Annotated in this window: 7 protein-coding genes; all 7 read right to left on the bottom strand. The window is 47.7% G+C overall.

Features of this window, described 5'->3' with window-relative positions; all coding sequences use genetic code 11:
* Positions 1-92: 92 nt before the first annotated feature.
* Positions 93-3,299, bottom strand: coding sequence for an alpha-mannosidase (locus ACR8BL_RS22225; protein ID WP_434749558.1), 3,207 nt, complete (start codon positions 3,297-3,299; stop codon positions 93-95).
* A gap of 4 nt (positions 3,300-3,303) precedes the next feature.
* Complete coding sequence (locus ACR8BL_RS22220) at positions 3,304-5,658, bottom strand: glycoside hydrolase family 3 N-terminal domain-containing protein (protein WP_434753210.1); 2,355 nt, start codon at positions 5,656-5,658, stop codon at positions 3,304-3,306.
* 36 nt (positions 5,659-5,694) lie between these two features.
* Complete coding sequence (locus tag ACR8BL_RS22215) at positions 5,695-6,615, bottom strand: carbohydrate ABC transporter permease (protein WP_434749557.1); 921 nt, start codon at positions 6,613-6,615, stop codon at positions 5,695-5,697.
* A gap of 23 nt (positions 6,616-6,638) precedes the next feature.
* Complete coding sequence (locus ACR8BL_RS22210) at positions 6,639-7,568, bottom strand: ABC transporter permease (RefSeq protein WP_036605780.1); 930 nt, start codon at positions 7,566-7,568, stop codon at positions 6,639-6,641.
* A 77-nt stretch (positions 7,569-7,645) separates the two neighbouring features.
* Entirely contained in the window at positions 7,646-9,118 is a 1,473-nt protein-coding gene (locus ACR8BL_RS22205; RefSeq protein WP_434749556.1) for an ABC transporter substrate-binding protein, read from the bottom strand.
* Positions 9,119-9,399: 281 nt separating this feature from the next.
* On the bottom strand, positions 9,400-10,914 hold the full coding sequence (locus ACR8BL_RS22200) for a response regulator (RefSeq protein ID WP_434749555.1): 1,515 nt from the start codon (positions 10,912-10,914) through the stop codon (positions 9,400-9,402).
* A 1-nt stretch (position 10,915) separates the two neighbouring features.
* Positions 10,916-12,745 carry a sensor histidine kinase gene (locus ACR8BL_RS22195; protein ID WP_434749554.1) on the bottom strand — a complete coding sequence of 610 codons (1,830 nt, stop codon included), beginning with the start codon at positions 12,743-12,745 and terminating at the stop codon, positions 10,916-10,918.
* Between the last annotated feature and the right edge of the window lie 216 nt (positions 12,746-12,961).

The raw sequence follows: 12,961 nt of genomic DNA, 5'->3' as shown, positions 1-12,961 counted from the left end.
AACGCTTCGCTTCTTCTGGTTATTTCTGTCCTCTCCGTTAACGTGTGAATAAAGAGCTTGACATGTATAGCTCAAAAATATTTCAAAAAGGTTTACCGCAGTAGCACGGTTTGTATTTGGTAAGGTTTAAAAGATAATGTAATCTGGCCATTGGTATGGGCCAGTGGTTGGATCGGTTCTTCTAGTGCGTTAGAGTGATAGGCTTGCTCAAAGGCATGCGGCCATTGCAACGTGATGTTTTCGCGTTTGCCTGATGATTCATAGAAACGCAGCACAGTGCCTTGTCCATCCTCTGCCATTTTGACGGTATCCAGAATGACATGGTTACTATCAAAATCAATCCATGCTCCGGTTGCCGGGCGTACAGGTGCGGCATTTGCAGTTGCATCTGCAATTGGATGGACTCCAGTCCCTGTGCTTTGCTGTACCTGCTCCCTTTGCTGTCCTTGTTGTATCTGATCCGTCTGTTGCACTTGTTTCACCTGCTGTACCGTCACCTCATGATTTAACTCGGCGGCCTGACGTACGGTGTGTGCTGTTCTCCAGTCTCCGTCGTGTGGATACAGGGAATAGGTGAATTCATGTTCTCCCAGATCGGCTGTGCGATCCGGCCATTTTGGTGCACGAAGTAAGGACAAACGAATGGTACTTCCCTGCACGTCATACCCGTACTTGCAGTCGTTGAGCAGGCTCACGCCGTATCCATATTCGGATACATCCGCGAAGCGATGTCCACAGACTTCATACTGCGCTTGTTCCCAGCTTGTATTGCGATGTGTTGGGCGTTCCAGTGCGCCAAATGGAATTTCAAATGTGGCCTTGGAAGTCACCACATCAATCGGGAAACCAACTTTCAGAAGTTTGTGATTTTCGTTCCAGTTCACCTGTGTCTGGAAATCAATTCGCCGTGAGTCATGATAAAAGACGATATCTTGTGTGATTTCCGATTGATGTAGCTTCCAGCGGAAGTGTAAGACATCCTTCGTTGCACCCGCCAGCACCAGCTTTTTCTCCAACAGCTCCACTTCGCCAGCAATCTGTTCTTCATAACGACTGTCGATATCCCATGCATCCCAGAGCGTCGGACGATCGTGGAAAAAGTGAAGTTGATTGCCTCGTTCACCCGGCTTCAGCATCTCACGCTCTGCGGTTTTATCCCACAGACGGGTGATCTCCCCACGTTCATTGAATTGCACATGATAAAGGGCGGTATCCCATGTATCGTTAAAGGTTGGTTGTGCGGCAAGGGTCTTCATTTCCCGTACATTCGTTTCCCTTGTATTTTCCGCTACCAGCCAAATCGTCTTATATCCAAACGCCGGAATGTCCGTCACGAGAATAGACATGCTGCCATCCTCCCGATCCATCCGCAAGCGCTGGCCTTTTTCATCGATGCCGTAGCGATCCAAGCCATCCTGCACAGGAAGTTGAACGACTGCACTCCGTTTCCAGCCCAGGCTGTTGAATACAACATAGGCTACTGAACCCTCCGGTCCCTCTGTGTTGATACCCGTGGTCAATGCTGCAATGCCTTGATCCAGTCCGGTTCTGCCCAATTCAAATACCTGTACATATTCCTCATTCGAAGTGACGTAGGACTCCGTAATCGCCGATCCCGGTATAATATCGTGGAATTGATTCAGCAAAATTAATTTCCAGCCTTCATGCAGATTCGAACGCACTTCAGCTTCTGCATCTGCCTCCATATCTGGCAGAGCGAGTGTATTCCACAGCTCAGCTTCACGATACAGAACCTCCGCTTTCCGATTGTTGCGCTTGTTACGCGCATGTGTCGTGTAGGTTCCCCGATGTAACTCCAGATACAGATCACCATGCCACTTCGGAAGTACAGGCTGTTCTTTTTCGATTCCGGCAAAGAAAGCTCCAGCTGTGCTATATCGACTTGCAGGCTGCCCAACCATCAGGTCTGCGCGATCCACATACTCCAGCATCTCGCGTGTTACCCCGCCTCCGCCATCTCCGTGTCCGTATAGAAGCATATGCTCCGGATGAGCCGCTTTCTCACGGTAGGACTGCCAGTGATCATGAATGTCCTTCGGCAACGTATGCTCGTTAACCCCATGATTGAGGTAAGACAGGATCGGTGTGCCGTCAATGCCCACCCAGTGGAAGAGATCGTATGGAAACACATTTGTGTCGTTCCATCCGAGCTTTGTTGTCATGAAATATTCCACATTGCCATGCTTCAAAATCTGTGGCAGGGAGGCACAATACCCAAACGTATCCGGTAGCCATTCAATCTGTGATGTTTTGCCAAACTCCTCCATATAGAAACGCTGACCATATAACATCTGGCGAATCAGGGACTCCCCACTCGGGATGTTCAGATCCGGCTCAACCCACATGCCGCCAACCAGCTCCCAGCGACCTTCTGTAATCCGCTGCTTCACCCTCGCGTACAGCTCAGGGTCATGCTCTTTCAAAAATGCATATAACAAAGGTTGGCTTTGGGAATACACATAGTCAGGATATTCATTCATGAGTGCATCCACGGTGGAGAAGGTACGGCTCGTTTTGCGTACCGTCTCACGTACAGGCCACAGCCAAGCAATATCAATATGGGATTGTCCCACCATATGCTCCAGACCTTCTGCGTTGCCGCCAATCTCACGTACATGATGCTTCAGATTATTCTCAATCTGAGGAATACCCTCTCCCTGCTCAATCTCTTCTGCTGACATGCCTACAAATTGATCCATCGCACGATATACCAGTTCTAACAGGCGAACCCGCCGAAAGTCACTTTCCGGTAGCAACACAGCCGAATCACGCACAATAATGACGGTATACATCAGACTACGAACCGCTTCATTGGGTCTCACCAGCAGGCTCGTAATTGATGTGATTGGTGGCTGAATAACCGCCTGTTGATTCAACGGGTCCACAGGTTCAGGTACCGGGTCAAACATCTCAATCTCAAGTTCTGGAGCGTTTCCGACTTTGGATGGATCAAGCGTGACGTAGGTATGATTGCGGTCAAGGCCCTGATAAGAGTGCCCATTTACCCGAAGCAAACCTTCTCCCCCTGTTTCAAATACAAGCCCATAAGGTGTTTGCTGCCATGTAGCAGGGATCTCCAGACGTGTTCTAAAAAAATAAGTCGTTCCCTGTTTGCTCGGAAAACGCTCAAAATCTTGGCCTTCCGGGTACTCACCCTGATCCTCATACTGTCCTGGCACATTGTAATATGCGCGGGTAATGTTCCAGCTGCGCAGCTGCAATTGCTCCAGCCACTGATGTTCGGACAACTCGCGAATAAATCGTCTGATACGTTCCAACGTCTTACGCCTCCCTTACGGTCAGTTCGGTCGTTTGCGTATCGTTTACGCTGCTGCCGATATGAATATGGAATTGTCCCGGTTCAACGACAGGCTTCAAATCACGACCAATATACTGCAGTTGCTCGGCCCCGATGTGGAATTCCACGGTCTGTGTCTCTCCTGGCTCCAGGTTCACTTTTGCAAACCCCTTCAGTTCCTTGGCCGGACGAGTTAGTGAGCTGACCACGTCAGAGATGTACATCTGTACAACTTCTGCACCTGCATAAAGGCCGGTGTTGGTCACATTCACCGATACCGTAACTGACTCACCGGCTGTCATGGATGCAGCACTCAGCTTCAGTTCACTGTACTCATATGTGGTATAACTCAGTCCGTATCCAAATGCATAACGAGGCTCCAGATCCTCTTCGAGGTAACGCTTGCCTCGGGAACGTTTGCCGTTATAATAGATCGGTAATTGGCCGACATGCTTTGGAATGGAGATCGTCAATTTGCCTGACGGATTCACATCACCGAATAAAATATCTGCAATGGCATGCCCGCCCTCTTGACCCGGATACCACGCCTCCAGAATGGCATCGGCATGTTCATCCACCCAAGGTTCAGTGATGGGACGACCATTAATGTAAACAACGACAAGCTTCTTGCCGAGCTTGTGAATCTCCTGAATGAGTTCCAACTGTACTCCGGCAAGACCCAACGTCATCCGGTCGATCCCTTCGCCGCACTCCATATCATTCCAGGAGTTATCCGATACATTGGAAGCACCCGTTTTCAGATCAATCGTTCCTTCTCCAAAGTCACGTGCACTGGAACCACCAACCACCATAATGACTGTATCTGCCTGGTTGGCAACTTCAAGGGCACGCTCGAATCCTTCTTTTGAATCACCTTTGATCCGGCAGCCTGGTGTATAAAGAACCTGATCTGTACTGCTGTCACCAGTTAAAGAACCAACAGAACTCTTCTCCGTTTGCCCATCCACATGACTAGCCAGCTTACTGCGAATCCCATCCAGTACGGTCGCCACTTTCGACTTCGGTTGCGGAGATGTGTAATCACCTAGTTGATTGTAGGCCTGATCCGCATTGGGACCAATGACGGCAATCCGGCCCACATTTGCTATTGATAGAGGTAACGTGTCAGCCTCATTTTTGAGCAGCACAACCCCTTCCGCAGCCAACTGCCGTGCCAGTTGAATATGCTGTTCACTGCCAATCACTTCCGCTGCGCGATCGGCATCCACGTAAGGCTGTTCGAATAAGCCCAGTCTGAACTTCAACGCCAGCACACGAGAGACAGCCTGATCCAGAACCTGCACATCAAGTTTACCTCCTGCCACCGCCTGCACCAGATATTGCCCAAACATCTCACCGGACATTTCCATATCGATGCCTGCCACAATCGCCTGTACGGAAGCTTCCATTCCATCTGCTGTGACATCATGCCCACTTGCCAGCATGTTGATCGCACCACAATCCGTAATGACCAGACCGTCAAATCCCCAATCCTTACGCAATACATCTTCCAGCAATTCCGTATTCACGGTGCAAGGCGTGCCATCAATTTCGTTGTACGCTGGCATGATCGACGCAGCGCCAGCTTCCACCGCTTTGCGGAATGGATACAGATCCACTTCCAGCAGTTCGCGCCAGCCCATATGTACTGGCCCTGCATTACGTCCCCCTTCGGAGCTGCCGTAACCAACAAAATGTTTCAGCGTTGCCGCTACTGTATCTCCTCGTTCCAGACTTTCACCCTGAAGTCCTTCCACGGAAGCAACTGCCAGCTCTCCAATGAGAAACGGATCTTCACCAAAACATTCCTCCGTACGTCCCCAGCGCGGATCACGCACAACATCCAGTACCGGAGAATAGGTGACCGCACCACCTTGGGCACGCGTCTCCCTTGCTACTGCCTGGCACATCTCCCGATAAAGATCCACATTCCAGGTGCTCCCCAACAAAAGGGGAACTGGATAGACCGTTCCGTCAATGGCCATATGACCATGCGAGCACTCTTCACCGATCAGAATGGGAATCCCCAATCTGGAATGTTCTATCGCATAACGTTGAATCAGATTGACCGCCTCAGCGCCTTCTCTGGCGGATAATCCATTTTCCAGCGTAACGCCAGTCCAAGGGTCTGCCCGAAGCGCACCGTAGAGGGAGCCGATGCCCCCATTTTCCACTTGCTGTTTAAAGGAATCATTTAACGTGATGTTCCCTTGATCATTCGTATAGGTCTGCCAGCCAAATGGCTGCGTAAGTTGGCCTACCTTTTCTTCCGTAGTCATCAAGCTAAGCAGGTGTTGTACCCGTTCCTCTACGGATTTGCTTTGGTCCTTATAAGTCATCAATCTGCTTCTCTCCAATCCTATAACGTGATCCGGTTATTCTTTGACCGCGCCCACCGTCAGACCCTGTACGAAATAACGCTGGAAGAACGGATAAGCGAATATAATCGGCAACGTAGCAAGCACAACCATCGCCATTCGGGACGTATCCTGCGGAATGGACTGCATGGCTGCAAGACTCATCGAACTGTTAGCAGAGTTCTGCTGGATAAACTGGATGCTCGACTCAATCCGCATCAGCATGGATTGCAGCGGTACCAGATTCGGATTATCGATGTATAACAGCGCATTGAACCAATCATTCCAGTAACCGAGTGTACTGAACAACCCGATGGTTGCAAGTCCCGGCAAGGAGAGTGGAATCACGATTTTCATAAAGGTATAGAACTCACCGGCGCCATCAATCTTCGCCGATTCAATGACTGCATCCGGTACACTGGTGGAGTAGAATGTACGCAGGATCATAATATAGAAGGCATTCATCGCCAGCGGCAGAATCAGTGCCCATAACGTATCTTTCAACCCAAGCAACTGGGATACGACCATATAGGTTGGAATCATCCCGCCGTTGAACAACATGGTCAGAATCGCAAAGATGGAGAAAAATCTCCGATATCTGAAGCTCTTGCGGGAAATCGCATACGCATATAGCGACATGAGAATCAGACTGATGATGGTACCAAGTACCGTCACCAGAATGGTAACTCCATACGCCCGCAGCAGCGTGTCCCCACTCTGCCAGACAAACTGATATGCCGCGAGACTCCATTCTGCCGGAATCAGACGATACCCATCACGGGCCAGTGCTTTCTCGTCTGTAAACGAGATGATGACTACAAATATAAAAGGAAATACACAGATCAGAGCGAATAGACCGGCGATGATGTTCATGATCACGTTCCAGCCGTTGGATACGTGGTGGAAGTCGCGTTTTTTAACAAGCCCTGCTTGAGCCATAGTGGTTCACTCCTTTCCCTGTCCTAGAATAGGCTGCTGTCTTTATCTACTTTGCGAACAACATAGTTGGAAATAATAACAAGCACAAAGCCCACCACGGATTGATACAATCCCGCTGCTGTACTCATGCCAATCTCACCACTAGTTTTCAAACCTCGATATACATACGTATCAATAACATTGGTCACAGAATAAAGCGTACCCGAATCCCTTGGCACCTGATAGAAGAGTCCAAAGTCGGCATAGAAAATGCGGCCTACGGCCAGCAAGGTCATAATCGTGATGATGGGCGACAGCAACGGAATCGTAATATTGCGAATCTGCTGCCATTTGCTTGCTCCATCAATCATGGCTGCTTCATACAGTGATTTATCAATCCCCAGTATGGAAGCCAGATAGACAACGCTGCTATAACCTATGGTTTTCCATAACGCTACGAACACCAGAATATACGGCCAATATTTCGCCTCGGAGTACCACTGAATTGGTTCCATCCCGAACCAGCCGATAATCTGATTCAACATCCCGCGATCCATGCTCAAGAAGCTGAATGCGAAGTAACCAACGATAACCCAGGATAGAAAATACGGCAGAAACATGCCGGTTTGATACAGTTTGGCGAGTCGTTTATTCACGAGTTCCGAGAGCAGGATTGCCAATGCTACAGCAAATACCAGTCCCAGGAAGATAATGGCGATGTTATAAAAGAGGGTGTTGCGTGTAATGAGCCATGCGTCACTTGTGCTGAACAGGAATTTGAAATTGTCCCAGCCAACCCATTCACTCTTCATCAGACTTGCCCAGAACCCTTCACGGCTGAACCGATATTCTTTGAAAGCAGCCACTGTGCCCACAAGTGGCAAGTAGGAGAAGAAGAAGAACCAGATGGCGCCTGGCAGCACCATGAGCAGCATGACTCGGTTTCTAATCAGGTTTTTCAAAAATGTAGTCATTGTGGAGTTCCTCCTTCAGGCTTGAATGAAAAAGGACCGGACGCGATAAGCAGCCGCCCGATCCTTACGATGTACTGTTACTTGTTTTCCACTCTCCAGGCATCCAGCTGGCTTTGGGCTTCAGCCATTACTTTCTCCAGTCCGGCTTGATTGAACTTCTCAATCACTTGATCCAGATTGGCTGCCGGGTCCAGTGTACCTGTCATCAGCGCTGCCCAATATTGCTCTTTCACGTTCTGTACCGCCGTCAGTTCGGACGATACATTGCTTGCATCAAAGTTAAAGCTGAGGATCGGGGAATTTACACCTTCAGCGTTAAATTTCTTGAACTCATCCCATTTGTTATCCGGATCATTGCTGTTCAGATAGAGCAGCATATTGTTCCCAAGGGAGTATGAAGGCATATCGTAGTTTTTCGATTCAGGTAGATTTTTCATATGTGTGTTATCCACTTTTTTGTAGTGTGTGCCCTCGATACCGGAGTCCACCATATTACGCAGCACAGGATCTGTATTCAGCAGGTTCAGGAATTCCATCGCTTTCTCTGGATATTCCGAGTTAGCAGAGATGGCCATAATGGAGCCTTGTACAGATGTATTCGTTATAATTGCTTCACTTGCAGGTGTTGAAACAACTTGATAACCGTAACTTGCAGACCATTGATTGTCCGCGAGCGGCTGAGTCTGTGCACGATCCAGGAACCAGTTACCCGATGTTGTCAGATCATTGGTAGAACCTGTAGTTGCCGCTTCTGCCGATACATAACCAGCCTTGTAGTATTTGTGCATCGTGGTAAGTGCTTCTTTCATTTCAGGCGTTTCCAGTATGTTTACAAGCTTATAGTCTGTTGTATCCAGCTTGATTGCCATTGGCAGATTCTGAATGACATAGTCATAAGGCACATAAGGAACATAGTTTTTATCCATGGCAAATGGTGTTACACTCGCCTCGTTTTCCTTAATTGCTTTGAGCAGAGGCTCCAGACTGTCTAACGTACGAACGCCAGAGATGTCCAGCTTGTATTTATCAACCAGCATTTGGTTAAAGCGCCATACCTCTTGTTGTGGCAACTCTTTGTTGGCTGGAATTCCGTAATTGTGTCCATCTACCTTGGAACCGCTGAGGAATGCAGGATCAATGGTCTTGGTGATATCCTGACCGTATTCAGCAAGCAAGTCATCCAGTTCAAGGAACGCACCTTTTCTGGCATTTTGTACATAATCGAATCCACCAGAAGAGGTGAACAGAATGTCCATTGGCTCACCGGATGCTACGTTAACCTGCATCTTCTGCGGGTAGTCACCCCAGTCAACCATCTTCATCGTTACCGTGGCATTAATTTTCTCTTTGGTATACTTGCTCACTTCTTCCATCACTTTGTTGACGTCTTTCTGAGGGGTACCAATGGTATACCAGATCAACTCTACCGCGTCATCTCCAGCTCCCCCGGATTCTGAAGCATCTTTGCTTCCTCCACAGGCACTAAGAACAAGTGTAACGGCCATTAACAATGCAAGAACGAGCGATAAGCGTTTTCTTTGTTTACTCATTTCTTTGATCCTCCCTTTTCGTGTTCCCTTAGGCTCTACTTACTAACTGCTTTAACCTTATCGAATGAAAGCATTTACAAAAAGAAGATAAACTTAAGTTTTCGAGGTACAAATTAAAGAGAAATCGTCCGTGGACAACTATTTTGTACCTATTTAAATAAATCGCTTACATGAAAGAGACATGCCGGGTAACGTATGCCATGATTTTCATCCATGCCATTCCTGTTCCCGATATGTCTCTTGGCTCTCTGTCCGCATAGTTGGATCTACCCGTCACCGAATTAACCAAACACCTTGTAATCCGTCGGTGAAATTCCCACATATTTGCGGAACTGTTTATAGAAATATCCCGTCTCCCAGTAACCTACATTTCGGGCGATCTCATGTACCTTCAGATTGGAATTACGTAGCTGCTCCTTCGCACGTTCAATCCGGTATTTGTTGATATATTCGGCAAACGTCTCTCCGGTCTCCTTATGGAACAATTGTCCCAAATACACCGGATGCAGATGATAGTGGGCACCCAGCAGCTTCAGGGAAAGCTCTTCTGCGTAGTGTTTGTCGATATGCTGAAGCACCTGGTTCACAATTGGATTTTTCAGATCCTGCAATAGGGATTGGATGGTCTGCGACCCAACCTGCTGAAGCGCCCGCACGAGTTCATCAAAAGTGCCACTGTCCAGTACAAGTTGAAGCCCATGTTGGTATATGGCAGACTCATCCGAGTGTTTGATGCTCTCCAGTTCCATTTTGAAGCGAATTACAACTTCCAGTGCGGTATTCTGTAACTCACCAGGCGTAAGCCCATCGCGATGCTGTTCAAAATCCATGCGAATCCGGTCGGTAAGTTGTTCTGTATTGCGGGACAGAATGAGTTTGGCGTATTCCCTCCAATCAATGAAAAAGGTCGCCGTTGAACTTCCGCACCTTTCCAGTATGGCGTGGTCGATGACTTTAAGGTCGGGATAAATCATCACATACTGGAGTGCTTTTTTGGCCTCGGCATAACTGGTCGGCGCATGGTATAACCCTTTCATCAATCTGCCTGCTCCAATGCGTGCCGCCGGATGGGTTACGGTTATCTCATCAGATAATGCCTGAAGGCCATCCATCAACTTCCGTTCCTCGTCACTCGTACCCTGAATATTGGCAATAATGACGATGTCTCCATCGATATCATGAAATACGTTCAGATGGCGTCTGTCTCTAATCATCTCTTCTACACGTTCAAACATGCCGGGTACTTGCCCTTTGTCACGCAGGATGGCTACAGCAACGTCAGGTGCATCCAGCGAAAGGTTCATCAACTGGGCACGTTCTTCAAATTCGGTAGCTGCAATCTGTCCCGTAAGCCATCGATGAAGAATATTATCTTTCAGAATCTGGATGCCATACGCATCATCGGCTTGAGGTGATACCGTATGATCCAGCTTGGAAGCTGTGTTGCTCAGCGTGGATTCCAATTCCTCCACATTAATCGGTTTAAGCAGATAATTTTCGATACCCAGCTGCATGCCTTCCTTCAGATATTCGAACTCATTGAAACCGCTGAGGATAATGACCTTAATCTCAGGTTGCAACCGTCTTGCTTCCCGAATCAGGTCAAGACCATTCATGAGCGGCATCGATATATCCGTGATCAGAATGTCCACAGGCTGAGAGGATAGCGCATGTAACGCTGCCTGTCCATTACCTGCATGACTCACAATTTCCATTCCAAACGAAGACCAATCCACAATATCGTATAAGCCTTCAATGATGAATGGCTCATCGTCCACAATAAACACCTTGTACATGTTAAACACCTTTCCCTTCTGTAAGTGGATAACGTACCCTGATCCGTGTTCCTTCTCCGAGGGTACTCTCTATGGTGATACCGCACTCTGGCCCATACAGGAAGCGCAATCGACTATGGACACTGCGCAGCCCGAACATCTGACCAGACTCTTCAGGACGTTCCAGTTCTTCAAGGATTTCCGTCAGGCGTGCCGGATCAATGCCTTTGCCATTATCTTTGACTTCCACTTGCACCACATCATCTGTCTCTTCCACAACAATCGATAATCGGTTATCCGAACGTTCTGTCTGAATGCCATGTACGACATAATTCTCAATGATGGGTTGCAGCGAAAGTTTGACCACAGGGTGTTGATAATAAGCAGCATCGATCTGGATCGTATATATGAAAATATCCTTGTAGCGGATTCGGAATAACTCCAGATACAAGCGGCAAGCTTCCATCTCATCCTTCAGCGTATAATTTTTCTTTTGCTGTACCAGGCTCTTGAACAATACGGATAGGCTGTAGATCATCTCGCCAACATCTCTCGCCCCTTGGGATATCGCCCTCATCCGAATCACTTCAAGCGTATTGTAGAGAAAATGAGGATTGATGCGCGCCTGTAATGCGACCAGCTCGGTCTCCTTCTGTTTGATCTCGGCTTTGTAGACCCGTTCAATATACAGATTCAGCTCGTCCAGCATATCGTTGAAGCTATGTGAGATCTGCCCCAGTTCATCATCACGCGGATCGTCGATGCGAGCCGTCAAGTTGCCATATTTCACTTTTTGCGTGAAGCGAATAATTCGACGGGTTCGTTTGGCAAAGTTAATGATGAAAAACGCCGGAACCAACACGGCAAACAGAATACACACAATACTGATCGAGATGATGGTATTGCGAATGCCCGCATAGGTTTCAGCCATCTCTTCTACCGGAACGGTGCCAATGACCACATAACCCTGATCCGCGGAGACAAACTTGTTCACGTACATGTTCTGCTCCTTTTTCATCGAATCCATATCCGTCTGATCAAACAGGGAATCGGCCACATTCACGTAGGGGTACTTCTTCCCGTAATAATGATTGTTGGAGTCAAATAACACTGTACCTTTCGCCGATAACACCACGATTTCTCCCTTGAGATTACTCTCGTAGTTATCCAGCGCGTTACCGATTCCCTCCGAGTCAAAGAAAACAAGAAATTGGCCCAGATTCCGAAGAGTCTGTGTATTGTTAATTGGTACGCGGATGGAATAGAGCGCAGGGTCCCATTGATTGATCTCTTTGCGAATCCAGTAATTGGGTGCACTGATATTGGGCGTTTCCATCGCCATCACGTCAGGAATATAGGAATGAGCTATGTTGGTGTCCAGCTTGCGGAACTGCTTGTGTTGATTAAAGGTAGACAGGTTCTGCTGCTCAGCGCTATACAACATGAGTTGGTTAATCTGCGAATTACGATCCATAATGTTCTGAAAATGTTTCAATACATCGGCCGAATAGTCGTCCTGATTGGCGTAATATCCATTGGTCATGTGCTGAACATATTCAGCATACGAATGATTCATCAGGTAAGTAATGTTGGCCGAGAGTGCCTCATTCTGATGCATGTCCCTCACCATGTTTTGTACCGATTCATACTGCTGATGAATGGTTCGATCCACATGTTCCATCGCCGCTTTCTGGATCGCCAGTTCCCGGCGAATCGTGGAGTCGGACACCGACAGGAAGATGATATAAGACAACGTAATGATCGTGACAATCGATATCATCGAGAAGATCAGCAGCATTTTCATAAACATATTATTTTTGAAGAAATTATTGTAAACGCTAACAATTTTCAAGTCGCATGTTCCCTCCGATGCTGTTTTCCTGACTATATAAGTTGAACTAAAGATATTTACACTGACACTACGATGACAGAATAACCTTCCAATCGCTGTTATCCCCAGATTTTTTCGATTCTCTTTTCCCAAGGGAAAATCCGGTGATAGCGTATGCTTCCGATGCAGCTTTCTTGCAGAAAGCTTGTAGCTTCGCTTTTTCAGGTTTTTTCTTCC

Source organism: Paenibacillus amylolyticus (assembly GCF_051136285.1).
Taxonomy (GTDB): Bacteria; Bacillota; Bacilli; order Paenibacillales; family Paenibacillaceae; genus Paenibacillus; species Paenibacillus amylolyticus_F.
The sequence above is the reverse complement of the archived record's forward strand: the minus strand, read 5'-3'. Positions and strand labels throughout refer to the sequence as shown.

Bases quoted from the DNA above. Each gene is read 5' to 3' on its own strand.
- ACR8BL_RS22205 (WP_434749556.1), bottom strand. From the start codon at position 9,118: ATGAGTAAACAAAGAAAACGCTTATCGCTCGTTCTTGCATTGTTAATG.
- ACR8BL_RS22200 (WP_434749555.1), bottom strand. From the start codon at position 10,914: ATGTACAAGGTGTTTATTGTGGACGATGAGCCATTCATCATTGAAGGC.
- ACR8BL_RS22220 (WP_434753210.1), bottom strand. From the start codon at position 5,658: ATGACTTATAAGGACCAAAGCAAATCCGTAGAGGAACGGGTACAACAC.
- ACR8BL_RS22210 (WP_036605780.1), bottom strand. From the start codon at position 7,568: ATGACTACATTTTTGAAAAACCTGATTAGAAACCGAGTCATGCTGCTC.
- ACR8BL_RS22215 (WP_434749557.1), bottom strand. From the start codon at position 6,615: ATGGCTCAAGCAGGGCTTGTTAAAAAACGCGACTTCCACCACGTATCC.